This window comes from Pseudomonas qingdaonensis, from assembly GCF_018398475.1.
Lineage (GTDB): Bacteria > Pseudomonadota > Gammaproteobacteria > Pseudomonadales > Pseudomonadaceae > Aquipseudomonas > Aquipseudomonas palmensis.
In genome coordinates this window covers 1,722,975-1,747,340 of the sequence record NZ_CP074676.1, presented here as the reverse complement: position 1 = coordinate 1,747,340, position 24,366 = coordinate 1,722,975, and the positions used below count along the sequence as shown (strand labels likewise).

General features: G+C 59.0%; 16 protein-coding genes, 7 tRNA genes, 3 rRNA genes and 1 riboswitch. Of the genes, 3 read left to right on the top strand and 23 right to left on the bottom strand.

The features are described 5' to 3' along the window. Nucleotides 1–104: 104 nt before the first annotated feature. The gene (locus tag KH389_RS08195; RefSeq protein WP_078480290.1) at nucleotides 105–647 is read left to right on the top strand and encodes a hypothetical protein; all 543 of its coding nucleotides are present in this window, start codon (nucleotides 105–107) and stop codon (nucleotides 645–647) included. Nucleotides 648–768: 121 nt separating this feature from the next. Here KH389_RS08195 and rrf read toward each other — a convergent pair. From rrf to phnN, 8 genes are all read right to left on the bottom strand, one after another. After that, a 5S ribosomal RNA gene (gene rrf, locus KH389_RS08190) occupies nucleotides 769–884 on the bottom strand. Nucleotides 885–1,022: 138 nt separating this feature from the next. Then, nucleotides 1,023–3,913: ribosomal RNA gene (locus KH389_RS08185) — 23S ribosomal RNA — on the bottom strand. 224 nt (nucleotides 3,914–4,137) lie between these two features. After that, nucleotides 4,138–4,213: transfer RNA gene (locus KH389_RS08180), tRNA-Ala, on the bottom strand. Nucleotides 4,214–4,220: 7 nt separating this feature from the next. After that, nucleotides 4,221–4,297, bottom strand: a tRNA-Ile gene (locus KH389_RS08175). A gap of 84 nt (nucleotides 4,298–4,381) precedes the next feature. Then, a 16S ribosomal RNA gene (locus KH389_RS08170) occupies nucleotides 4,382–5,918 on the bottom strand. The 16S, 23S and 5S rRNA genes sit together here with 2 tRNA genes alongside, the layout of an rRNA operon. 525 nt (nucleotides 5,919–6,443) lie before the next feature. Continuing rightward, nucleotides 6,444–6,872 carry a GNAT family N-acetyltransferase gene (locus KH389_RS08165; RefSeq protein WP_213607204.1) on the bottom strand — a complete coding sequence of 143 codons (429 nt, stop codon included), beginning with the start codon at nucleotides 6,870–6,872 and terminating at the stop codon, nucleotides 6,444–6,446. Nucleotides 6,873–7,101: 229 nt separating this feature from the next. Beyond that, nucleotides 7,102–7,178: transfer RNA gene (locus KH389_RS08160), tRNA-Arg, on the bottom strand. 109 nt (nucleotides 7,179–7,287) lie between these two features. Continuing rightward, nucleotides 7,288–7,878, bottom strand: a complete 591-nt coding sequence (gene phnN, locus KH389_RS08155) for a phosphonate metabolism protein/1,5-bisphosphokinase (PRPP-forming) PhnN (RefSeq protein ID WP_213607203.1) — start codon at nucleotides 7,876–7,878, stop codon at nucleotides 7,288–7,290. A 344-nt stretch (nucleotides 7,879–8,222) separates the two neighbouring features. Between phnN and KH389_RS08150 the strand changes: the two genes are divergently transcribed. Beyond that, nucleotides 8,223–8,549, top strand: a complete 327-nt coding sequence (locus KH389_RS08150; protein WP_003254499.1) for an Arc family DNA-binding protein — start codon at nucleotides 8,223–8,225, stop codon at nucleotides 8,547–8,549. Nucleotides 8,550–8,605: 56 nt separating this feature from the next. On the opposite strand, the gene mgtE is transcribed toward KH389_RS08150, so the two are convergent. From mgtE to alaS, 8 genes are all read right to left on the bottom strand, one after another. Next, nucleotides 8,606–10,048 carry a magnesium transporter gene (gene mgtE / locus KH389_RS08145; protein ID WP_043860297.1) on the bottom strand — a complete coding sequence of 481 codons (1,443 nt, stop codon included), beginning with the start codon at nucleotides 10,046–10,048 and terminating at the stop codon, nucleotides 8,606–8,608. A 382-nt stretch (nucleotides 10,049–10,430) separates the two neighbouring features. Continuing rightward, nucleotides 10,431–10,507, bottom strand: a tRNA-Arg gene (locus KH389_RS08140). 77 nt (nucleotides 10,508–10,584) lie between these two features. Then, nucleotides 10,585–10,661 (bottom strand) — tRNA-Arg (locus KH389_RS08135). Between the two features lie 77 nt (nucleotides 10,662–10,738). Beyond that, a tRNA-Arg gene (locus KH389_RS08130) sits at nucleotides 10,739–10,815 on the bottom strand. Between the two features lie 108 nt (nucleotides 10,816–10,923). Further along, nucleotides 10,924–11,014 (bottom strand) — tRNA-Ser (locus tag KH389_RS08125). Nucleotides 11,015–11,086: 72 nt separating this feature from the next. Continuing rightward, entirely contained in the window at nucleotides 11,087–11,275 is a 189-nt protein-coding gene (csrA, locus tag KH389_RS08120) for a carbon storage regulator CsrA (protein WP_010226667.1), read from the bottom strand. Between the two features lie 184 nt (nucleotides 11,276–11,459). After that, nucleotides 11,460–12,695 carry an aspartate kinase gene (locus KH389_RS08115; RefSeq protein WP_043860296.1) on the bottom strand — a complete coding sequence of 412 codons (1,236 nt, stop codon included), beginning with the start codon at nucleotides 12,693–12,695 and terminating at the stop codon, nucleotides 11,460–11,462. A gap of 90 nt (nucleotides 12,696–12,785) precedes the next feature. Beyond that, nucleotides 12,786–15,404, bottom strand: coding sequence for an alanine--tRNA ligase (alaS, locus tag KH389_RS08110; protein ID WP_043860295.1), 2,619 nt, complete (start codon nucleotides 15,402–15,404; stop codon nucleotides 12,786–12,788). Nucleotides 15,405–15,617: 213 nt separating this feature from the next. Next, nucleotides 15,618–15,769: riboswitch (FMN riboswitch) on the top strand. A gap of 93 nt (nucleotides 15,770–15,862) precedes the next feature. Here alaS and KH389_RS08105 point away from each other — a divergent pair. Next, entirely contained in the window at nucleotides 15,863–16,369 is a 507-nt protein-coding gene (locus KH389_RS08105) for a 6,7-dimethyl-8-ribityllumazine synthase (protein WP_043860294.1), read from the top strand. 89 nt (nucleotides 16,370–16,458) lie between these two features. Here KH389_RS08105 and astE read toward each other — a convergent pair whose 3' ends face one another. The 7 genes from astE to KH389_RS08070 form a co-directional block, all read right to left on the bottom strand. Beyond that, nucleotides 16,459–17,466 carry a succinylglutamate desuccinylase gene (gene astE, locus KH389_RS08100; RefSeq protein ID WP_213607202.1) on the bottom strand — a complete coding sequence of 336 codons (1,008 nt, stop codon included), beginning with the start codon at nucleotides 17,464–17,466 and terminating at the stop codon, nucleotides 16,459–16,461. A 12-nt stretch (nucleotides 17,467–17,478) separates the two neighbouring features. After that, nucleotides 17,479–17,769, bottom strand: coding sequence for a hypothetical protein (locus KH389_RS08095; RefSeq protein ID WP_043860292.1), 291 nt, complete (start codon nucleotides 17,767–17,769; stop codon nucleotides 17,479–17,481). 14 nt (nucleotides 17,770–17,783) lie between these two features. Then, complete coding sequence (astB, locus tag KH389_RS08090) at nucleotides 17,784–19,133, bottom strand: N-succinylarginine dihydrolase (RefSeq protein ID WP_213607201.1); 1,350 nt, start codon at nucleotides 19,131–19,133, stop codon at nucleotides 17,784–17,786. 25 nt (nucleotides 19,134–19,158) lie between these two features. Then, nucleotides 19,159–20,625 carry a succinylglutamate-semialdehyde dehydrogenase gene (astD, locus tag KH389_RS08085; RefSeq protein WP_173925083.1) on the bottom strand — a complete coding sequence of 489 codons (1,467 nt, stop codon included), beginning with the start codon at nucleotides 20,623–20,625 and terminating at the stop codon, nucleotides 19,159–19,161. Then, nucleotides 20,622–21,650, bottom strand: coding sequence for an arginine N-succinyltransferase (gene astA / locus KH389_RS08080; protein ID WP_043860289.1), 1,029 nt, complete (start codon nucleotides 21,648–21,650; stop codon nucleotides 20,622–20,624). The genes astD and astA overlap by 4 nt, the downstream gene beginning before the upstream one ends. 62 nt (nucleotides 21,651–21,712) lie before the next feature. Continuing rightward, nucleotides 21,713–22,732: an arginine/ornithine succinyltransferase subunit alpha gene (gene aruF / locus KH389_RS08075; protein ID WP_043860288.1), complete on the bottom strand. Its 1,020-nt coding sequence runs from the start codon at nucleotides 22,730–22,732 to the stop codon at nucleotides 21,713–21,715. Nucleotides 22,733–22,860: 128 nt separating this feature from the next. After that, nucleotides 22,861–24,081: an aspartate aminotransferase family protein gene (locus KH389_RS08070; protein ID WP_043860287.1), complete on the bottom strand. Its 1,221-nt coding sequence runs from the start codon at nucleotides 24,079–24,081 to the stop codon at nucleotides 22,861–22,863. Nucleotides 24,082–24,366 lie beyond the last annotated feature (285 nt).

The following is a 24,366-nucleotide window of genomic DNA, read 5'->3' as shown; positions in this document are numbered from 1 at the left end:
GCCGAGCATTGCTGCCCCCTTGTAATACAGAGGGTTCAGAGCGTGAGGTAACTGGCACAGCCCTTGCTCTTCCCTTGCTCTGCACAGTATCGGGAGACCTTCAGGTGAGCATCATCAATGATTATGGTTGGCAGGTAGCCGCTACCACTCAGCAACGTAGCAGTGTTTCTACAGACAGCGATGCTGTGCCGTATGTACCTGTTTCAGTTGCCATCCAGTCGACGTCCGACACGCGCGGGAGTGCCAGTCACTCCGAGCAGCGCTTTCACGACAACCAGCAAGAAGCGTTCGCAAAGTTCAAGGTCAGTCTGCAGAACCTGGAAGAGATCTTTGACACGAAGGAACCAGAGAGCACTGCCTTGCAAGAGTTTCGCGACTACATGGCACTGTCTCCCGAGCAGAAAATTCGCGAGAAGATGCTGCGCGAACTTGGGCTGAGCCTTGAAGAATACGAAGAGTTACCCCCTGAGAAGAAGGAGCTGATCGACAAGCAGATCGCTCAACGCATCAAGGAAGAAATGGAGATAAAAACCATGGCCAAGCTGCAACCGCCTCAACAGATGGATGCGGTCAGTGCACTGGCAGGTTCACAGACACTGTCGGCAGAAGGCACCAACGAAAAGGACAGGACGGACCCGCTGGCCTGAATCGTATTACGTAAAAAACCACCTCCCAAGGTGGTTTTTTTATGCCCGCCTTGCAGGAAACTTTCAGCCCACAAAGACAAAACCCCTACCTGCAGATGCAGATAGGGGTTTCGGAATTTAATCTTGACGATGACCTACTCTCACATGGGGAAACCCCACACTACCATCGGCGATGCATCGTTTCACTACTGAGTTCGGGATGGGATCAGGTGGTTCCAATGCTCTATGGTCGTCAAGAAATTCTGTTGCCAGAAGGTCTTGTTCAGACACTCCAGCGAATCGGGTATGTGATGTTTGTGAGCTACAAATCTTCGGCTTACTGTGTCTTCACAACACCGCAATCTGGTCGTTCGACGCAAATTGCTTGGGTGTTATATGGTCAAGCCTCACGGGCAATTAGTATTGGTTAGCTCAACGCCTCACAGCGCTTACACACCCAACCTATCAACGTCGTAGTCTTCGACGGCCCTTCAGGGAGCTCAAGGCTCCAGTGAGATCTCATCTTGAGGCAAGTTTCCCGCTTAGATGCTTTCAGCGGTTATCTCTTCCGAACATAGCTACCCGGCAATGCCACTGGCGTGACAACCGGAACACCAGAGGTTCGTCCACTCCGGTCCTCTCGTACTAGGAGCAGCCCCTCTCAAATCTCAAACGTCCACGGCAGATAGGGACCGAACTGTCTCACGACGTTCTAAACCCAGCTCGCGTACCACTTTAAATGGCGAACAGCCATACCCTTGGGACCGGCTTCAGCCCCAGGATGTGATGAGCCGACATCGAGGTGCCAAACACCGCCGTCGATATGAACTCTTGGGCGGTATCAGCCTGTTATCCCCGGAGTACCTTTTATCCGTTGAGCGATGGCCCTTCCATACAGAACCACCGGATCACTAAGACCTACTTTCGTACCTGCTCGACGTGTCTGTCTCGCAGTCAAGCGCGCTTTTGCCTTTATACTCTACGACCGATTTCCGACCGGTCTGAGCGCACCTTCGTACTCCTCCGTTACTCTTTAGGAGGAGACCGCCCCAGTCAAACTACCCACCATACACTGTCCTCGATCCGGATAACGGACCTGAGTTAGAACCTCAAAGTTGCCAGGGTGGTATTTCAAGGATGGCTCCACGCAGACTGGCGTCCACGCTTCAAAGCCTCCCACCTATCCTACACAAGCAAATTCAAAGTCCAGTGCAAAGCTATAGTAAAGGTTCACGGGGTCTTTCCGTCTAGCCGCGGATACACTGCATCTTCACAGCGATTTCAATTTCACTGAGTCTCGGGTGGAGACAGCGCCGCCATCGTTACGCCATTCGTGCAGGTCGGAACTTACCCGACAAGGAATTTCGCTACCTTAGGACCGTTATAGTTACGGCCGCCGTTTACCGGGGCTTCGATCAAGAGCTTCGCGTTAGCTAACCCCATCAATTAACCTTCCGGCACCGGGCAGGCGTCACACCCTATACGTCCACTTTCGTGTTTGCAGAGTGCTGTGTTTTTAATAAACAGTCGCAGCGGCCTGGTATCTTCGACCGGCATGAGCTTACGGAGCAAGTCCTTCACCCTCACCGGCGCACCTTCTCCCGAAGTTACGGTGCCATTTTGCCTAGTTCCTTCACCCGAGTTCTCTCAAGCGCCTTGGTATTCTCTACCCAACCACCTGTGTCGGTTTGGGGTACGGTTCCTGGTTACCTGAAGCTTAGAAGCTTTTCTTGGAAGCATGGCATCAACCACTTCGTCGCCTAATGGCAACTCGTCATCAGCTCTCGGCCTTAAGATCCCGGATTTACCTAAGATCTCAGCCTACCACCTTAAACTTGGACAACCAACGCCAAGCTGGCCTAGCCTTCTCCGTCCCTCCATCGCAATAACCAGAAGTACAGGAATATTAACCTGTTTTCCATCGACTACGCTTTTCAGCCTCGCCTTAGGGACCGACTAACCCTGCGTCGATTAACGTTGCGCAGGAAACCTTGGTCTTTCGGCGTGGGAGTTTTTCACTCCCATTGTCGTTACTCATGTCAGCATTCGCACTTCTGATACCTCCAGCAAGCTTCTCAACTCACCTTCACAGGCTTACAGAACGCTCCTCTACCGCATCACCTAAGTGATACCCGTAGCTTCGGTGTATGGTTTGAGCCCCGTTACATCTTCCGCGCAGGCCGACTCGACTAGTGAGCTATTACGCTTTCTTTAAAGGGTGGCTGCTTCTAAGCCAACCTCCTAGCTGTCTAAGCCTTCCCACATCGTTTCCCACTTAACCATAACTTTGGGACCTTAGCTGACGGTCTGGGTTGTTTCCCTTTTCACGACGGACGTTAGCACCCGCCGTGTGTCTCCCATGCTCGGCACTTGTAGGTATTCGGAGTTTGCATCGGTTTGGTAAGTCGGGATGACCCCCTAGCCGAAACAGTGCTCTACCCCCTACAGTGATACATGAGGCGCTACCTAAATAGCTTTCGAGGAGAACCAGCTATCTCCGAGCTTGATTAGCCTTTCACTCCGATCCACAGGTCATCCGCTAACTTTTCAACGGTAGTCGGTTCGGTCCTCCAGTCAGTGTTACCTAACCTTCAACCTGCCCATGGATAGATCGCCCGGTTTCGGGTCTATACCCAGCGACTAAACGCCCTATTAAGACTCGCTTTCGCTACGCCTCCCCTATTCGGTTAAGCTCGCCACTGAATATAAGTCGCTGACCCATTATACAAAAGGTACGCAGTCACCTAACAAAGTAGGCTCCCACTGCTTGTACGCATACGGTTTCAGGATCTATTTCACTCCCCTCTCCGGGGTTCTTTTCGCCTTTCCCTCACGGTACTGGTTCACTATCGGTCAGTCAGTAGTATTTAGCCTTGGAGGATGGTCCCCCCATATTCAGACAAAGTTTCTCGTGCTCCGTCCTACTCGATTTCATGACTAAGAGATTTTCGCGTACAGGGCTATCACCCACTATGGCCGCACTTTCCAGAGCGTTCCGCTAATCTCAAAGCCACTTAAGGGCTAGTCCCCGTTCGCTCGCCACTACTAAGGGAATCTCGGTTGATTTCTTTTCCTCAGGGTACTTAGATGTTTCAGTTCCCCTGGTTCGCCTCTTGCACCTATGTATTCAGTACAAGATACCTGACTTATGCCAGGTGGGTTCCCCCATTCAGAGATCTCCGGATCAAAGTCTGTTTGCCGACTCCCCGAAGCTTATCGCAGGCTACCACGTCTTTCATCGCCTCTGACTGCCAAGGCATCCACCGTATGCGCTTCTTCACTTGACCATATAACCCCAAGCAATCTGGTTATACTGTGAAGACAACATTCGCCGAAAACTTGTAATTACTCACAAATTTTACCTTAGCCTGAACACACACCAGTGAAAGTGCTGTCCAGTCTATCTTTCTATCACATACCCAAATTTTTAAAGAACGATTCTGATAAAGTTCAGAAATCAATATTCGACGCGAATATTCATTTCTAAGCTTTGACAAACTAGCAAGCGGGGTGGTGGAGCCAAGCGGGATCGAACCGCTGACCTCCTGCGTGCAAGGCAGGCGCTCTCCCAGCTGAGCTATGGCCCCAGCAAATTGGTGGGTCTGGGCAGATTCGAACTGCCGACCTCACCCTTATCAGGGGTGCGCTCTAACCAACTGAGCTACAGACCCAATCGAAGGTTGCTAACCTAATCGTCTTCTTCAATGAATCAAGCAATTCGTGTGGGAGCTTATGAGACAGCTGATGTCGTCGATTAAGGAGGTGATCCAGCCGCAGGTTCCCCTACGGCTACCTTGTTACGACTTCACCCCAGTCATGAATCACACCGTGGTAACCGTCCTCCCGAAGGTTAGACTAGCTACTTCTGGTGCAACCCACTCCCATGGTGTGACGGGCGGTGTGTACAAGGCCCGGGAACGTATTCACCGCGACATTCTGATTCGCGATTACTAGCGATTCCGACTTCACGCAGTCGAGTTGCAGACTGCGATCCGGACTACGATCGGTTTTGTGAGATTAGCTCCACCTCGCGGCTTGGCGACCCTCTGTACCGACCATTGTAGCACGTGTGTAGCCCAGGCCGTAAGGGCCATGATGACTTGACGTCATCCCCACCTTCCTCCGGTTTGTCACCGGCAGTCTCCTTAGAGTGCCCACCATAACGTGCTGGTAACTAAGGACAAGGGTTGCGCTCGTTACGGGACTTAACCCAACATCTCACGACACGAGCTGACGACAGCCATGCAGCACCTGTCTCAATGTTCCCGAAGGCACCAATCCATCTCTGGAAAGTTCATTGGATGTCAAGGCCTGGTAAGGTTCTTCGCGTTGCTTCGAATTAAACCACATGCTCCACCGCTTGTGCGGGCCCCCGTCAATTCATTTGAGTTTTAACCTTGCGGCCGTACTCCCCAGGCGGTCAACTTAATGCGTTAGCTGCGCCACTAAAATCTCAAGGATTCCAACGGCTAGTTGACATCGTTTACGGCGTGGACTACCAGGGTATCTAATCCTGTTTGCTCCCCACGCTTTCGCACCTCAGTGTCAGTATGAGCCCAGGTGGTCGCCTTCGCCACTGGTGTTCCTTCCTATATCTACGCATTTCACCGCTACACAGGAAATTCCACCACCCTCTGCCCTACTCTAGCTCGCCAGTTTTGGATGCAGTTCCCAGGTTGAGCCCGGGGATTTCACATCCAACTTAACGAACCACCTACGCGCGCTTTACGCCCAGTAATTCCGATTAACGCTTGCACCCTCTGTATTACCGCGGCTGCTGGCACAGAGTTAGCCGGTGCTTATTCTGTCGGTAACGTCAAAACAGCAAGGTATTCGCTTACTGCCCTTCCTCCCAACTTAAAGTGCTTTACAATCCGAAGACCTTCTTCACACACGCGGCATGGCTGGATCAGGCTTTCGCCCATTGTCCAATATTCCCCACTGCTGCCTCCCGTAGGAGTCTGGACCGTGTCTCAGTTCCAGTGTGACTGATCATCCTCTCAGACCAGTTACGGATCGTAGCCTTGGTGAGCCATTACCTCACCAACTAGCTAATCCGACCTAGGCTCATCTGATAGCGCAAGGCCCGAAGGTCCCCTGCTTTCTCCCGTAGGACGTATGCGGTATTAGCGTTCCTTTCGAAACGTTGTCCCCCACTACCAGGCAGATTCCTAGGTATTACTCACCCGTCCGCCGCTGAATCGAAGAGCAAGCTCTTCTCATCCGCTCGACTTGCATGTGTTAGGCCTGCCGCCAGCGTTCAATCTGAGCCATGATCAAACTCTTCAGTTCAATACTGCTTGGGTTTTGAGAAAACCCTAAACTTGGCTCAGCATTCTCAAATGACTTACTTTCAAATCTTTCGATTTTCGTGCAGTCACTTGTGATGCTGATAATCTTTCTGACTATCAGCCTGAGCTCACAAGCACCCACACGAATTGCTTGATTCAATTGTTAAAGAGCGGTTGGTCAAGAATTTTTCGTCTCAACCGAGGCGCGCATTCTACGCTTTCCTCAGAGTCTGTCAAGCGTTTATTTTGAAGTTTTTCGTTTCACTTCAAACACTTGACTCGCTTCGATCTCTCGTAGCGGGAGGCGAATTCTACAGCGTTACAACCTGCTGTCAACCACCTTTTTCACCGCTGCCGATCTTTCGATCGAAGCACCTCCAGCCTGACCTGAAACGTCCAACTCGTTGATATTCAAGGAGTTTTTCGTTCCGACTACGCCGGAAGTGGGGCGAATTATAGAGAGATTAAATTGTGCGTCAAGGGTTTATTTCAAAATAACCTCGGCACATAGGTCAGCATGAGCATTTCAAGACTGAAGCGTCTTTTTCAGGTAGTAGCGCTGATAACCAGGCGGGCAATCCTCCAGCATCCCCATGATGTGGTATCCCTGCTTCTGGTAGAAGTCAGGGGCCTGGAAGCTATAGGTATAAAGAAACAAACCGGTGCAGCCCCGCGCCCGCGCCTCCTCTTCGGCTCGCATCAGCAGTTCGCTGCCCAACCCATGACCGCGTGCGGCATCGCTCAACCAGAAGTAGTCGATATAGAGCCAACCCATTGCGAAATGACCGAACAGCCCACCTGTCACCTGGCCCCCGCCATCGCGGGCATACAGCTGGAAATCTTCATAGGTGTAAGGGCCGATCTGTTCGATGTTGAAGCGGCGCAGCCCTTGACGCACCACTGCCATGGCATCGGCGTCAGCGCCCAGGGTGAATCGGTAAGGGGCATCTGTCATAAGCTCTCCTGTGCGGCATTGGACTACATGAGTACGCTGCGAGCCTGCAGGCGCCGGCTCGCACCGGATGTTAAATCGGAATTCGGGTTCACAGGTAGAAGGAGGCTCGCCAGGGCGCAGCACGAACGTCAGCCAAGGTAGCCGAACCATGCGCAGAAACGAGGAGGGATGGATGGAGCAGAAGAAGAGAAGGTAAAGCGCAGGAAGCAGCCAGCCCTCGAACGAAGGATGGTGTCCCAGGCAGGGTTCGAACCTGCAACCTTCCCCTTAGGAGGGGGATGCTCTATCCAATTGAGCTACTGAGACGTGCGTCTGGCGTACATGGCCCGCCATACGGAACGGCGAGCATGTTACCCAGCGAGCCAGGATTTGTCATGTCGTCTCTGCGCTTTTTACCAGTAGGTGGTTTCCAGCCTCAGGCACGTACGCCTGCCACTTGCAAAACCATCAGCAGGCGGCGCACTGCATCGTCAAGACTGGTCGAGTTGTCCACCCGCCGGACCCGATCATCAACCTGTGTCATGGACTGTTGGTTGCGCGCCATTCGCTGCTCGATCTCGTGCTGCCCCTCCCTGCCCCGTTGAAGCAATCGCCCGCGCAATACCTGCGGATTCACACAAAGCAATATGGGCAACAGGTCCGGGTACTTCGCCTGCGCCACCGGCAGGTGCGCGCGCGACCCGTTGACCATCACGTGCCAGCCTTCGGCAAGCCACGCATCTATATAAGCAGGAACCCCATAAGCCAACCCATTGGCGCGCCACTGCAGGGCAAATTCGCCACGGTCAGCCATCTGCTCGAACTGCTGGACCGATACGGCGACTGCGTCCTCCCCCACCGCCTCGGCGGAGCGAGTGATGACACGCTTAGGAATGCGCACATGGCTTGCCAGCAAAAGCTCACGCGCCGCATCCAGAAGACTGTCCTTGCCGGCACCGGACGGCCCCATCAAATAGATCACCCTGCCCGCCCCCGCCAAGGGAACGTCGCTTGCGTCATACTGCATAGCCACTATGCTCAGAGAAAGGAAAGCTCGCGCATTTTAGGCGCATTGCACGGTCTTTGCGCCTTTGCCGGTGATGAAAAGTCGAGCCGCCGAGGTGGCCAGGCCGAGCGCCAAATGAAAACTTTTCAAACCAGTGCGCATTTCTGATAATTGGTACTGGCATAACGCCTTTACCCAGTTCAATATTTGTCACAGAATTGACGCCAAGTAACTGGCGACACTGAGGCATGATGAAGACCTCATTCGTACTCCAGGTTGAACATTTTGTCTTAACGATGGTCGTAACACTCATCGTGCGGCCGATTTCGAGAACCGCTTCCCCCTGAACTAAACCGGTCAATTATATGCGCCCAATGAAACAGGCTATCTACTCAAGCCGCACCGCTGACAAATTTGTCGTCCGCCTGCCAGACGGAATGCGTGAGCGCATTGCCGAGGTTGCGCGTAACCACCACCGCAGCATGAACTCCGAGATCATTGCACGCCTGGAGCAGAGCCTTATTCAGGAAGGTGCACTGGGCGACGAGCTGAGCATGCGCCTGGACAGCCCAGAGCTGTCACTGCACGAACGTGAACTGCTGCAACGCTTCCGCCAGCTGTCCCATCGCCAGCAAAATGCTCTGGTCGCACTGATCGCCCATGACGTCGAGATGGCCGCAGACGCTTCCTGACTCCACCCATGCACAAAAAAGCCAGCTTTCGCTGGCTTTTTTTATGCCTTGCCTTTTTACAGCAAGAAGATCGTAGCAAGGCCCAGGAAGATGAAGAACCCGCCACTGTCGGTCATGGCAGTGATCATCACACTTGCGCCCATCGCAGGATCGCGCCCCATTCGAGCAAGCGTCATCGGGATAAGAACGCCCATCAGGGCCGCCAACAGCAGGTTCAGGGTCATCGCCGCAGTCATCACTACCCCCAACGACCAGCTGCCATAGAGCAGGTAGGCCACAACGCCGATCACGCCCCCCCACACCAGGCCATTGATCAAGGCCACCGCAAGCTCCTTGCGCATCAATCGCGCAGTATTGCCCGGGCTGACCTGATCGAGCGCCATGGCACGTACGATCATGGTAATGGTCTGGTTGCCGGAGTTGCCCCCGATACCGGCCACGATGGGCATCAGTGCAGCCAACGCCACCAGCTTCTCGATCGACCCCTCGAACAGGCCGATCACTCGCGAAGCGACAAAGGCCGTGATCAGGTTGATTGCCAGCCATGCCCAACGGTTGCGAAGCGAACGCCAGACCGAGGCGAAGATGTCTTCCTCCTCACGCAGACCCGCCATGTTGAGGACTTCGTTCTCGCTTTCCTCACGGATCAGGTCGACCATTTCGTCGATGGTCAAACGGCCGATCAGGCGATCGCTCTTGTCCACCACCGGTGCCGAAATCAGGTCATAGCGCTCAAAGGCCTGTGCCGCATCGTAGGCGTCTTCATCGGGATGAAAACTCACCGGGTCACTGGCCATGACCTCGGCAACCTGCTTGTCGGGGTCGTTCACCAGCAGCCGCTTGATGGGCAGCACACCCTTGAGCTTGCCGTCGTAATCGACCACGAACAGTTTGTCGGTATGGCTTGGCAGTTCCTTGAGCCGGCGCAGGTAACGCAACACCACCTCAAGGCTGACGTCCTCGCGGATGGTCACCATCTCGAAGTCCATCAAGGCACCGACCTGGTCCTCGTCATAGCTCAACGCGGAGCGTACGCGCTCACGCTGCTGGGCATCGAGGGTTTCCATCAGCTCATGCACGACGTCGCGCGGCAGCTCCGGCGCAAGGTCGGCCAGCTCGTCGGCGTCCATCTCCTTGGCAGCGGCAAGCAGCTCGTGATCGTCCATGTCGGCGATCAGGGTTTCCCGAACCGAATCGGATACCTCGAGCAGAATGTCACCATCACGCTCGGCCTTGACCAGTTGCCAGACCGTCAGACGATCATCCAGCGGCAGGGCTTCGAGAATGTAGGCAACGTCAGCGGAGTGCAGATCATCGAGCTTGCGTTGCAGCTCGACCAGATTCTGGCGGTGTACGAGATTTTCGACCCGATCGTTATGGTGCCCTTCCTGACGATGTGTCAGGTCTTCGACCACTCGTTGGCGCTGCAGCAATTCGACCACCTGGGCCAGGCGATCCTGCAGGCTTTCTTGCGATTTTTTTACTTCACTTTCGGTCATACGCGTACTCCACTCCCAGCAGCGGAGCACGCCAGGAGAATCAATCAGTCAGATCGTGATTGGCAAAACAAGCTATTGAGTAACTACTGGGTAAGTCCATGGTGGTATTCCACAAGCCCCGGCGGAGCTGACGGGCGCAATCATACACGGCTTGGGCTGCTCGGGCTGAAAATATTGGCCAGAACAATCGCTTGCGAGATAAAGCTGTGACAACGTCCAGCTCTGACAGTGCGACGGCTGGCACACCCCAAAGAACACATTGAAGACGCAAAAGTTAGCAGAGGCCGGTAAACGCATCGATGACAGTTTATTCATCGCGCCTTACGGAAAAGTGAAAAGCCGAAAAGCAGAAGGCCCGCTTAAAAGCGGGCCTTCTGTTGTATGGTGCACTCGACAGGATTCGAACCTGTGACCGCTCGGTTCGTAGCCGAGTACTCTATCCAGCTGAGCTACGAGTGCAGGGTTGGCGCTTGATAGACCAGATCACCTCTGGTTGAAGCTGAAACAACTTCCAGACTGGAAACTGCTTCGTCGTATGGTGCACTCGACAGGATTCGAACCTGTGACCGCTCGGTTCGTAGCCGAGTACTCTATCCAGCTGAGCTACGAGTGCAGGGTTGGTACTTGATGGACCAGATCACCTCTGGTTGAAACTGAGGCAACTTCCAGACTGGAAACTACTTCGTCGTATGGTGCACTCGACAGGATTCGAACCTGTGACCGCTCGGTTCGTAGCCGAGTACTCTATCCAGCTGAGCTACGAGTGCATTTGTTGCCGCGCATTATAGACCGCTTAATCGATTTGCCAACCACTTTTTCGTTTAATTTCAACTACTTAGCGATTCAAGCAAGATTACAGCGCCCTAAATGAATAATGGCGGAGAAGGGGGGATTCGAACCCCCGATACCCTTGTGAGGTATACTCCCTTAGCAGGGGAGCGCCTTCGGCCACTCGGCCACCTCTCCGCAACACGGGGCGTATAATAACCAGAGCCTTCCCCGTTTGCAAACCCTTTTTTGAAAAAATATCGATAAAAATTAATGGGTTGGTTCTTCGTCCTTCTCTTTCTTGATCCGCAGGTAGATTTCCTCACGGTGCACGGCCACTTCCTTGGGCGCGTTCACCCCAATCCGTACCTGGTTTCCTTTGACGCCGAGCACGGTCACGGTGATTTCGCCGTCGCCAATTATCAGGCTCTCTGCGCACCGACGAGTCAGAATCAACATACCTTTCTCCTCACGCAATTCAGTTCAGGGATAACAGTCTGCAAAAAAAAGGGCTTCAACCCGCCGCCAGAACAGCGGCGGACCTACGCCTGAACGTTGATCGACACCCGACAACCCACAGGTTTCTTGTGCCGTTCAAAAACACGAAGGGCGCGGCCAGGCCGCGCCCCAGTGAGCACAACGCTTACTCGCCCTGACGGGAAGGCGCGTCGAGTTCGAAAGCGGTGTGCAAGGCACGCACAGCCAGTTCCAGGTACTTCTCTTCGATAACCACCGACACCTTGATTTCCGAAGTGGAGATCATCTGGATGTTGATGCTCTCCTTGGCCAGCGATTCGAACATGCGGCTGGCAACGCCCGCATGCGAGCGCATGCCCACACCCACGATCGATACCTTGGCGATCTTGGTATCACCCACCACTTCGCGGGCATTGAGCTTCAGGGCGGTTTCACCCAGTACCTTCTGCGCCTTTTCGTAATCGTTGCGGTGTACGGTGAAGGTGAAGTCGGTGGTGTTATCGTGCGAAACGTTCTGCACGATCATGTCGACTTCGATATTGGCTGCACTGATGGGGCCCAGAATCCCGAATGCCACGCCCGGGGTATCCGGCACACCGCGAATGGTCAGCTTGGCTTCATCGCGATTGAAGGCGATGCCGGAAATGATCGGCTGTTCCATGGATTCCTCTTCATCAATAGTAATGAGGGTACCCGGACCCTCCTGAAAACTGTGCAGTACACGCAGCGGTACGTTGTACTTGCCGGCAAACTCCACGGCCCGAATCTGCAGCACCTTGGACCCGAGGCTGGCCATTTCCAGCATCTCTTCGAAAGTGATCTTGTCCAGCCGCTGCGCCTGGGACACCACGCGCGGGTCGGTGGTATAGACACCATCGACGTCGGTGTAGATCTGGCACTCGTCAGCCTTCAATGCAGCCGCCAGGGCCACGCCGGTGGTATCGGAACCGCCACGCCCCAGCGTGGTGATGCTGCCGTGCTCGTCAACGCCCTGGAAACCGGCTACCACGACCACGCGACCTGCTTTGAGGTCGGCACGAATCTTCTGATCATCGATCTGCAGGATGCGCGCCTTGTTGTGCGCACTGTCGGTGAGAATACGCACCTGGTTGCCGGTGTAGGACACCGCAGGCACACCCCGCTTGATCAGCGCCATGGCCAGCAATGCGATGGTCACCTGCTCGCCGGTGGACACGATCACGTCCAGCTCGCGCGGAACCGGCTGATCGCTGATTTGCCTCGCCAGCTCGATCAGACGATTGGTTTCCCCGCTCATTGCCGACAGCACGACCACCAGGTCGTCGCCAGCCTCGCGGAACTTCTTCACCTTGTCGGCAACCTGTTCGATGCGCTCGACCGTGCCCACCGAGGTGCCGCCAAATTTCTGTACGATCAACGCCATTTCAAAGCCGCCTCAGCCCGTGAAGGGCACCCAATAAACACAATTACCCAACGCCAGGGCCCGCCATCGGATGGCGGGCCACCGGGCGCTTCAGACACCCTGTTCTACGAATGGCACGGTCAGAGCCAGTGCACCGTCCAGCGCTGCGGCATCCACGCCACCGCCTTGCGCCATGTCCGGACGACCACCGCCTTTGCCGCCCACCGCTGCAGCGGCTTGCTTCATCAGATCACCGGCTTTGAGTTGGCCGGTCAGGTCCTTGGTCACGCCTGCGACCAGTACGACCTTTTCTTCGTGGACACTGCCGAGCAGGATCACTGCGCGGCCGAGTTTGTTCTTCAACTGGTCGACCAGGGCCAGCAAGGCTTTGCCGTCCTGCCCGTCCAGACGTGCGGCCAGCACCTTGACGCCCTTGACGTCGACTGCGCTGGCAGACAGGTCATCGCCGGCAGCACTGGCGGCCTTGGCCTGCAGTTGCTCCAGTTGCTTTTCCAGCTGACGGTTGCGCTCGAGCACCGCCGACAGCTTGTCGACCAGGTTCTCGCGGCTGCCCTTGACCAGCTGGGCAGCTTCCTTGAGCTGCTCTTCGGCAGCGTTCAGGTAGGCCAGTGCGGCGGCGCCAGTGACCGCTTCGATACGACGCACCCCGGAGGCCACACCGCCTTCGCTGATGATCTTGAGCAGACCGATATCGCCGGTGCGCTTGGCGTGGATGCCGCCGCACAGCTCGACGGAGAAATCACCGCCCATGCTCAGCACGCGCACGCTGTCGCCATACTTCTCGCCGAACAGCGCCATGGCGCCCTTCTGCTTGGCAGTCTCGATGTCGGTCTCTTCGGTCATGACCTCGGTGTTGTTGCGCACTTCGCGGTTGACGATGTCTTCCAGCGCCTTGAGCTGCTCTGGCTTGACCGCCTCGAAATGGCTGAAGTCAAAACGCAGGCGCTGGCTGTCGACCAGCGAGCCTTTCTGTTGTACGTGCTCGCCCAGCACCTGACGCAATGCCGCGTGCAACAGGTGGGTGGCCGAGTGATTGAGCGAGGTGGCATGACGAACCTGCGCATCGACCCGGGTTTCAACCTGGGCACCGACGCTCAGCTTGCCGCTGGCAACCACACCGTGGTGCAGGAAGGCACCGCCGGTCTTGGTGGTGTCACGGACATCGAAGCGGACGGCACCGGCCTGCAGGTACCCGCAGTCACCCACCTGGCCGCCGGACTCGGCGTAGAACGGCGTGCGGTCGAGGATCACCACACCCTCCTCGCCTTCACCCAGCTGCTCGACGGCCTTGCCGTCCTTGTACAGTGCAACGACGCTGGCAGCGCCTTCGGTGGTGGCATAACCGGTGAATTCGGTGGCCACATCGACCTTGACCAGGGTGTTGTAGTCCAGGCCGAAGGCGCTGGCCGAACGCGCGCGCTCACGCTGCGCCTCCATCTCGCGCTCGAAACCGACTTCGTCGATGGTCAGGCTGCGCTCACGGGCGATGTCGGCCGTCAGGTCCATCGGGAAACCGTAGGTGTCATACAGCTTGAACACCACGTCACCGGGCACCACGCTGCCCTTGAGTTCGGCCAGGTCCTGCTCGAGGATCTTCAGGCCCTGCTCCAGGGTCTTGGCAAACTGCTCTTCCTCGGCCTTGAGCACGCGCTCGATGTTGGCCTGCTGCTGCTTGAGTTCCGGGAACGCCTCGCCCATCTCGGCAACCAGCGCCGCAACGATCTTGTAGAAGAAGCTGCCGGTGGCACCGAGCTTGTTGCCGTGACGGCAGGCACGACGAATGATGCGACGCAGCACGTAGCCACGGCCTTCGTTGGAAGGCAGCACGCCATCAGCAATCAGGAAGCTGCACGAACGAATGTGGTCCGACACTACCTTGAGCGACGACTGGTCTTCGTTGCTGCAGCCGATGGCGGCAGCCGAAGCACTCAGCAGGTTCTTGAACAGGTCGATTTCATAGTTCGAATGCACATGCTGCATCACCGCACTGATGCGCTCCAGGCCCATGCCGGTGTCCACCGACGGTGCAGGCAGCGGGTGCAGCACGCCGTCGGCAGTGCGATTGAACTGCATGAAGACGTTGTTCCAGATCTCGATGTAACGGTCACCGTCTTCTTCCGGCGAGCCTGGCGGGCCACCCCAGATGTCGGCGCCGTGGTCATAGAAGATCTCGGTGCAGGGGCCGCACGGGCCGGTATCGCCCATGGTCCAGAAGTTGTCCGAGGCGTAGGGCGCGCCCTTGTTGTCGCCAATGCGCACCATGCGCTCGGCCGGCACACCGATGTGCTGGGTCCAGATGTCGTAGGCCTCGTCATCGGTGGCATACACGGTGACCCAGAGCTTTTCCTTGGGCAGTTGCAGCACGCCGGTGAGGAAGGTCCAGGCGTAGGTGATGGCGTCACGCTTGAAATAGTCGCCGAAACTGAAGTTGCCCAGCATTTCGAAGAACGTATGGTGACGCGCGGTATACCCGACGTTTTCCAGGTCGCTGTTCTTGCCGCCGGCGCGCACGCACTTCTGGCTGCTGGTGGCGCGGGTGTACGCGCGCTTTTCCTGGCCAAGGAAGCAGTCCTTGAACTGGTTCATCCCCGCGTTGGTGAACAGCAGGGTCGGGTCGTTGCCCGGGATCAAGGAGCTGGAGGCAACTCGGGTATGGCCCTGCTCTTCGAAGAAGCGAAGGAAGGCTTCACGGATTTCTGCGCTTTTCATAGGTTCTTCCACGGAAACGGCGGCCTGCGTCAAATTGACGAAACGACGGCAAAGGGCCGCATTATATCGAGCCTTAACACGAGGTGCAGTGAGTTTATACATCGCCAACCGCCATTTGAGGATGAAATGACCTTCATCCGGCGCGGTTTGCTTAGCAGGCTATACGTTCTGCCGACATCTATGCTACAACGTGTGCGTCGCCAGCCACTGGCGGCACGTTCTCAGGGCGGGGTGCAATTCCCCACCGGCGGTAATTGCGCCCATTGCGCATAGCCCGCGAGCGCTTGCAGGCAACCCTGCAAGGTCAGCAGACCCGGTGTGATTCCGGGGCCGACGGTCATAGTCCGGATAAAGAGAGAGCGGGATAGGCACGCGAGTGCCTGCGTCTGCACATCTGCGCAACGACAATCCCCTTCGATCCACTGCCCTGTTTCTCATACAAACAGGAGTTCGTTTCAATGCAAGCTACCCCAATCGACAGCAAAGGCCATCACAACGATCGCATCGCCTTCGTCCAGGCCTGCTGGCACAAGGATATTGTTGACCAGAGCCGCAAGGGTTTCGTCGAAGAGATGGCCAAGCAAGGCTATCAGCTGAGCGATATCGACTTCTATGAAGTCGGCGGTGCCTTCGAAATCCCGCTGCACGCCAAGCTGCTGGCCCGCAGCGGCCGTTACGCCGGCATCGTGGCTGCAGGCCTGGTGGTGGACGGCGGCCTGTACCGCCATGAATTCGTCGCCCAGTCGGTGATCAGCGGCCTGATGCAGGTGCAGCTGGAAACCGAAGTGCCAGTGTTCTCGGTGGTACTGACCCCGCATCACTTCCATGCCGGCGACGAGCACCAGAAGTTCTTCTTCGATCACTTCGTGCACAAGGGCGCCGAAGCGGCAGTGACCTGCGCCGACACCCTGCTCAAGCTGCGCTCGCTGCGCCGCAATGAAGTACCGCAGAAGATGGCGGGCTGATTGCACTGCCCCTTTCGCCGGCAGAGCCGGCTGCTACGGGATACGCGGCACCTGTAGCAGCCGGCCTTGCCGGCGAAGGTGTTTCATCTTCAGCCCAACTGCTCATCCGACGCAGGCACGATCAGCATCCCCGCACGCAGCCCGTTCTTCACCTTGGGGTTCGGGAAAATGATCCGCGCGCCCTCCTCCTCGACAACCCAGCGCGTCTCGGCCAGGTCCTCGGCCAGCAGATACCCTCTGGAAAGCTCGGAAAAGTTCTCGATATCCGCCGGCAGGTGCAGGTGGAAGCTGTCGCTGTGCTTGATGATCTCGCGCGCGACGCTGAACAGTTGCAGCCCGCCGATCCCTTCATCTTCAGCCGGCTCGTTACCCTCGATGATCGCCCTGAGCCGCGCTTCCAGCTTGCCGAGCTTGATCTCGCCGTTCTGGCCGAACGGCCGCGCCTTGCCCAGCTCGAGGGTGAACGCTTCGGCCCCCAGGGTTTCGTAGGTGAATGCGGTAAAGGTGATCGAAGGCTTGCTCTGCAGCAGCACAGCCTGCATGCCGGCGGCGCGCAAGCGAGCCAGTTCCCGACGCGAGTGCTGACGGCCTTCCTTGTAGGGATACAGCGCAAACTGCTCGATCTTGGAGCCGCGAATGGCGGTATGCAGGTCATAGTGCAGGCGGGTACGGCCCACTTTATAGAAAAAGGCCGTTGCCAGACGCTCCAGCGCACAGGCACGCAATGCCTCGACACCACTGGACTGCTCATGACGCCGGTTGAACAGACGGTTGACGTCGTGCTCGATATACCGCGCGCCCGTGCGCATCGCCTCGGGGTTGCCGAACAGGAACAGCACACGCGCCCGCGGCTTGATCTCCCCCCTGGCAATGCCATGCAGGAGTTCGTCGAGCAACTCGATCGGTGCAGTCTCGTTGCCATGAATACCCGCAGACAGCAGCAGGTCCATGCCATCGTCACGCCCCTCAGGCGGGGTCACTTCAAGCGCCCCCTCGTCGAGCCAGCGCATGCGCACGCCTTCGACAGTCAGCTGGGTCTTCTCTGCCGGTTCACGACCGGCAAGGGTCAGTTCAAGCAGTTTGCCGAGGGCGAGCATGGGCGGTGTTCCTTAGTGGTGATGCCCGCAATCGGGGCCGTGGACGTGGTCGTCATCTTCGCCAGCATCGGCCGGCTCCATTTCCAGCTGCAGGCTCACCAGGTTGGTGGCCAGCGGGCGCAGCAGCAGGTTGGCATACTCGGCGTCGCCTTCTTCAACATCGACACCGATCAGCAGCTGGCCGCGGCCATCCTGCTGAATCCATACTTCCTTGCCTTGCCACAGCACGGCAAAACGGGTGCAGGAAGTTTCCAGCTGGGTGCCATCTTCATCTTCGAGGATCAGCTGCAGGGCGTCGGACATAATCGAGTTCTCTTTCAAGGTTGGAGTTGGAACGGATACACCGAACCCAGCTTGAGGATCTGGGTCAGCTCATCCAGTGCCGTGCGACATTCCAGCAACAGCTGCGGGTCAGCCAGGTCGCGTTCGCTCAGGCTGTCGCGGTAGTGCCTGTCGACCCATTGGGTCAGGGTGTCGTACAGCGGCGCGGTCATGATAACCCCTGGGTTGACGGCCGCCAGCTCCGTATCGTTGAGCGCCACGCGCAAACGCAGGCACGCGGGGCCGCCGCCATTCTGCATGCTCTGCTTGAGGTCGAAGACCTTGACCTCGGTCACCGGCCCGCCCTGGCCGGTCAAGGCCGACAGATAGGCCCAGACCCGCTCGTTATTGCGGCATTCCTCCGGCACGATCAGCAGCATCGAACCGTCTTCACGGGACAGCAACTGACTGTTGAACAGATACGAACGCACGGCGTCCTCGACCGTCACCTGGGCCCGCGGCACGCAGATGGCCTTGAACTTGCCGCCACATCCGGCCAGTTTAGCCTGCAGCTCGGCCAGCACCGCTTCGGTGTCGAGGAAAGCATCCTCGTGATAGAACAGCACCTCGCCGTTGCCTACCGCGATCACATCGTTGTGAAACACGCCCTGGTCGATCACGGCAGGGTTCTGCTGAGCATAGACCACGCCGTCGGCACTCAGGCCATGCAGCCGGGCAACCGCCTGGGAAGCCTCCAGGGTCTGGCGGGCCGGGTATTTGTGCGGCGCCGGGTAGCGCGCATCGAATGCACTGCGCCCGAACACGAAGAACTCCACGCCCGGTTCGCCATAGGCACGGCAGAAGCGCGTGTGGTTGGCAGCACCTTCGTCACCGAACTGCGCCACCGCCGGCAACGCGGCATGGTGGGCAAAGTGCTGCGTATTGGCGAACATCGCGCCCAGCACACGACTGGTGGTCGGGTGCTCGATACTGCGGTGGTACTTGCAGTTCAGGTTGGCCGCCGTGAAGTGCACGCGTCCATCGGCCGTATCGGCGCTCGGGCTGACCGTGGCGGCGTTGGCCACCCACATGCTGGACGCAGAGCAACTGGCGACCAGCAACGGCATCGCCTCCCTGGCCGCCCGCTCGATGACCTGCGCATCGCTGCCGCCAAAGCCCAGGCGACGCAGCGCAGCCACATCCGGACGCTCCTGCGGGGCCAGTACGCCCTGCACAAAGCCCATCTCCATCAGCGCCTTCATCTTCGCCAGGCCCTGGCGCGCCGCTTCACGCGGGTTGGATGCCTGCTGGCTGTTGCTCTGCGAAGCAACGTTGCCGTAGGACAGCCCGCCGTAGTTGTGCGTCGGCCCCACCAGGCCATCAAAATTCACTTCAAATGATTTCATCGGCTAAGGCTCCGTGAAGCTGTTGTTATAGGGTGACGCCGGGCGTCAGCGTGGCGGGCAGCACAAGGCTGGATGCCTCCAGCGACGCCACCGGGTAGGCGCAGTAGTCGGCCGCGTAATAGGCGCTCGCCCGATGGTTGCCACTGGCCCCGACACCACCGAACGGTGCGCTGCTGGCGGCACCGGTCAGTTGCTTGTTCCAGTTGACGATACCGGCGCGGCTTTCCAGCCAGAACTGCTGGTAGCGCGCCTCGGAATCGGACAACAGCCCTGCGGCCAGGCCGTACTGGGTGTTGTTGGCTTCGCGGATCGCGGCATCGAAATCGCTGTAGCGGATAACCTGCAGCAGCGGCCCGAAGAACTCCTCGTCCGGGCGCTCGGCCACCGAGGTCACGTCGATGATGCCCGGGGTCAGCAACGCCGCATCGGCCTGTGGCTGGGTCATCGGCAGCAGCGACTGTGCGCCGCTGGCCAGCAACTGGGCCTGGGCATCGAGCAGCGCGCGGGCTGCCCCCAGGGAGATCACCGAGCCCATGAACGGCGCCGGCTGCTGATCGAACGCGCCCACCGAAATGTTCCGGCTGACGGCCACCAGCCGCGCCAGCAGGGTGTCGCCCCATTCGCCTTGGGGTACCAGCAGGCGGCGTGCACAGGTGCAGCGCTGGCCGGCGGAAATGAAGGCCGACTGGATGATGGTGTATACCGCAGCGTCCAGGTCCTGCACCTGATCGACCACCAGGGGGTTGTTGCCCCCCATCTCCAGGGCCAGGATCTTGTCCGGGCGCCCCGAAAACTGCTGGTGCAGCAGGTTGCCGGTGCGGCTGGAGCCGGTGAAGAACAGGCCGTCGATGCCGGGGTTGGCCGCCAGGGCCACCCCGGTTTCCCGCGCCCCCTGCACCAGGTTGAGCACGCCAGCCGGCAGCCCGGCCTCGATCCAGCACCTGAGCGTCAGCTCGGCCACTTTCGGCGTGAGCTCGCTGGGCTTGAACACCACGCTGTTACCGGCCAGCAGCGCCGGCACGATATGCCCGTTGGGCAGGTGGCCCGGGAAGTTGTACGGGCCGAACACCGCCACCACACCGTGGGGCTTGTGCCGCAGTACCGCCGTGGCGTCAGCCAGCGGGCCGCTCTTCTCGCCGGTACGTTCGCGGTAGCTCTGCACCGAAATGGCCACCTTGTTGACCATGCTGGTCACTTCGGTGGTGGCCTCCCACAGCGGCTTGCCGGTTTCTTCGCCGATGCAGCGGGCCAGTTCATCGGCGTGGGCCTTGAGGCTCGCGGCAAAGGCTTCGAGCACGCTGATACGCGCCTCCAGCGGCTGGCGAGCCCAGCCAGCAAAGGCTTGACGCGCAGCCTGTACCGCGGCCTCGACCTGCCCCGCGTCGGCGCCCTGGCCCTGCCAGATCACCTGTTGGCTGACCGGGTTCAGCGACTGCAGGGCCTCGCCCTGGCCGGCCTGCCATGTACCGGCAATGTAGTGCGTGGTCATTATTTGGCCTCCCGTGCTGCGGACAGTGGCACCGCACGTACCTGGTCACCGGCGCTCAGGCGCAGGCGCTTGGCCGTCAGCGGGTCGACCACCAGGGTGCCCGCAGCCAAGCGCGCGGGCGCTGCGGTGATACGGCAGTCCTCGCGCTTGCGGTTGTGGATGATGAAAGGGGTGGCATCGTCGCCCGGCGTGCCGATCGCCAGCACCAGGGCCTGGCTGTCGTGCACCGCGCGAATCTTGCTGGTCTGGCACTCGACCGCCGGGCCTGCGTCGAAGATGTCGACGTAGCCCTGATAGCTGAAGCCTTCGCTCTGCAGCATGGCCAGCGCCGGTTCGGTGTCGGTGTGCACGCGCCCGATCACATTGCGCGCCGCCTCGGACAGAAAGCAGGTGTACAGCGGGAACTTGGGCATCAGCTCGGCGATGAACGCCTTGTTGCCGACCCCGGTCAGGTAGTCGGCCTGGCTGAACTCCATCTTGAAGAAGTGTCGGCCCAGGCTCTCCCAGAAGGGCGAACGGCCCTGCTCGTCGGACATGCCGCGCATTTCGGCAATGATCTTGTTGCCGAACAGTTCGCTGAATTCGGCAATGAACAGCAGGCGAGCCTTGGCCAGCAGACGACCATTGAGGCCACTGCGGTAGTCGCTGCGCAGAAACAGGGAGCACAACTCGGAGTTGCCGGTCAGGTCGTTGGCCAGAAACAGCGTGGGGATCTCGCGGTAGATGTCCAGTTCCTGGGACGCGCTGACGGTCAGGCCCACCCGGTAGTTGTACCAGGGTTCACGCAGCCCAACGGCACCGGCGATGGCCGAAATGCCCACCACTTCGCCTTCGTCGTTCTCGAGCACGAACAGGTAGTCGGCATCGCCACGCTCGGCTTCGCCGCGGAAGGTCTTCTCGGCCCAGCCCACCCGGTGGGCCAGGCGCTCTTCGTTGGCCGGCAGAGTGGTCAGGCCGGTGGTGCCGGTGCTGCGCGCCAGCTCGATCAGCGCCGGTAGGTCGCTGCTGCGTACGGGACGAACAATCATGCTATCTCCTCGGGCAGGTGCCTGCTGGCCCCTGCGAAACTCGACCTGGGGTAGCCAGGCAATCAGACCGCGACCAGGCGCACGCTGGCGCCCTCACCCACTCCCAGCGCCTCGGCGGCGGCCAGGTCCAGCTGCACCGGCTTGCCAGGGGCCCAGTCCAGCTCCAGCATCACGGCGCGGTAATCCTGCAACTGGCCGTTGGATACCAGGTACGGGCGCCCACCCTTGACGGCCTGCTCCTGCAGCTTGACCGGCACCAGCCGGCTCTGGGCGATGGAGCGGATGCCGGACACCCGCGCATGCAGGGTCGGCCCACCGTCGAAGATATCGATGTAGTGATCGGTCTCGAAGCCTTCGCGCATCAGGATGTCGAAGGTGATCTGCGCGCGCGGGTGCACCTGGCCCATGGCCTCCTGCGCGGCATCCGGCAGCAGGGGCACATAGATGGGGTAATGCGGCATCAGCTCGGCAAGGAAGGTACGGCTCTTGAGCCCGCACAGGCGCTCGGCGGCAGCGTAGTTGAGGTCGAAGAAGTTGCGCCCGATGGCATCCCAGAACGGCGAGTCGCCGTGCTCGTCGCTGTAGCCGACGATCTCGGTCACCACCGAATCGGCAAACCGCTCCGGGTGCGCTGCCATGAACAGCAGCCGGCCGCGGGAATTGAGCTCGGCCCAGCCGGTGCCCACCAGTTCGGGCAGCACGTAGAAGCTGGTCAGCAGGCTGTTGCCGGTCAGGTCGTGACACTGCGACAGCACATGGATCTTGTTGTGGATCTTCAGCTCGCGCGAGGCGTGCACGAAGGTCTCGTTGCGAAAACTGTAGAACGGCTCGGAATAGCCGGCCGAGGCCACGATGGCCGAACAGCCGACCAGCTTGCCGGTCTCGCTGTCTTCGAGCACGAAGAAGTAGCTCTCCTCGCCATTGAAGCTCACTTCGGCGGCAAAGGAGGTTTCGGACGCGGCGATCTTGTCGCCCAGGCGACCGGCATCATCCGGCAGGGACGTGACACCGATGGGACTGTCCGCGGCCAGACGCTGCACTTCACCCAGGTCAGCCATTTGCGCGGGGCGCATCACCAGCATGGTGTCACTCCTTTAGGGAAAATCGGGCCGACAGCTGCCGGCGCAGAAGAAGCGGCACGTGCCACGGGCACGGGCCACCAGAATCGGTTCGCTGGCCACCGGGGCCAGCGAAGGACCGCAGGCCGGTATCAGGCCTTGGTCAGTGCAGCGGCAGCGCGTTCGAAGCGGTCCAGGCCTTCATCGATGTCGGCATCTTCCACCACCAGGCTGGGGGCGAAACGCACCACGTCCGGGCCGGCCTGCAAAACCATCAGGCCTTCTTTCTCGGCAGCATTGAACACGTCCTTGGCCTTGCCCTTCCAGGCATCGGACAACACGCAACCGATCAGCAGGCCCAGGCCGCGGACCTGGGTGAACAGGCCGTACTGCTGGCCGATCTTCTCCAGGCGCGCCTTGAAGCGCTCGTGCTTGGCCTTGACGCCCGCCAGCACTTCGGGGGTGTTGACCACATCCAGCACCGCAGAGGCCACGGCGCAGCCCAACGGGTTGCCGCCATAGGTGGTGCCGTGGGTGCCCACGGCCAGGTGCTTGGCCAGCGCTTCGGTGGTCAGCATCGCGGCAATCGGGAAGCCGCCGCCCAGGCTCTTGGCGCTGGTCAGGATGTCGGGGGTCACGCCGTAGTGCATGTAGGCGAACAGCTCGCCGGTACGGCCGACGCCGGTCTGCACTTCGTCGAAGATCAGCAGTGCGTTGTGCTTGTCGCACAGCTCGCGCGCGCCTTGCAGATAGGCCTTGTCGGCCGGCACCACGCCGCTCTCGCCCTGGATCGGCTCGATCACCACCGCGCAGGTCTTGTCGCTGATCTGCGCCTTGAGCGCTTCGAGGTCGTTGTACGGCACATGGCTGATGCCGGTGATCTTAGGGCCGAAGCCGTCGGAGTACTTGGGCTGGCCACCGACGCTCACGGTGAACAGGGTGCGACCGTGGAAGCTGTTCACGGTAGCGATGATCTCGTGCTTTTCAGGGCCGAAGCGGTCGTGGGCGACACGACGGGCCAGCTTGAAGGCGGCCTCGTTGGCCTCGGCGCCGGAGTTGCAGAAGAACGCACGCTCGGCAAAGGTGGCGTCGACCAGCTTGTGGGCCAGACGCAGGGCTGGCTCGTTGGTGAACACGTTGGACACGTGCCACAGCTTGTTGGCCTGCTCGGTCAGCGCACCGACCAGCGCCGGGTGGGCGTGCCCCAGGACGTTTACGGCGATGCCGCCAGCGAAATCGATCAGCTCGCGCCCCGCCTGGTCCCATACACGGGAGCCCTGGCCACGCACGGGGATGAAAGCGGCCGGCGCATAGTTGGGGACCATTACCTGGTCGAAATCGGCGCGTTGCACCGGAGCTTGCTCAACGGACATCGGAGTCTCCTGAAGAGGAACGCCTGCCTGGAACTGGCGAGCGATGGGGGGATTGTAAGGACTGATGAACGCCCGGCCTTGCCGCCAAGCGACAACTTCTTATAGCGCCAAACCCTGTTTTGCCAAGGCTTTCGGCAATGCGACAAATAGGGTCGCAAAGGCGCAGTTTAAACGGTGCGCGGTGCTGGCGGGGAGATTGTGTCACGCACGGATTTGCGGGGGCTTCTTCGCTGGCAAGCCAGCGCCCTCGGGCCGGTGCAGCCCCCTTCGACGCTGCGGGCGCTG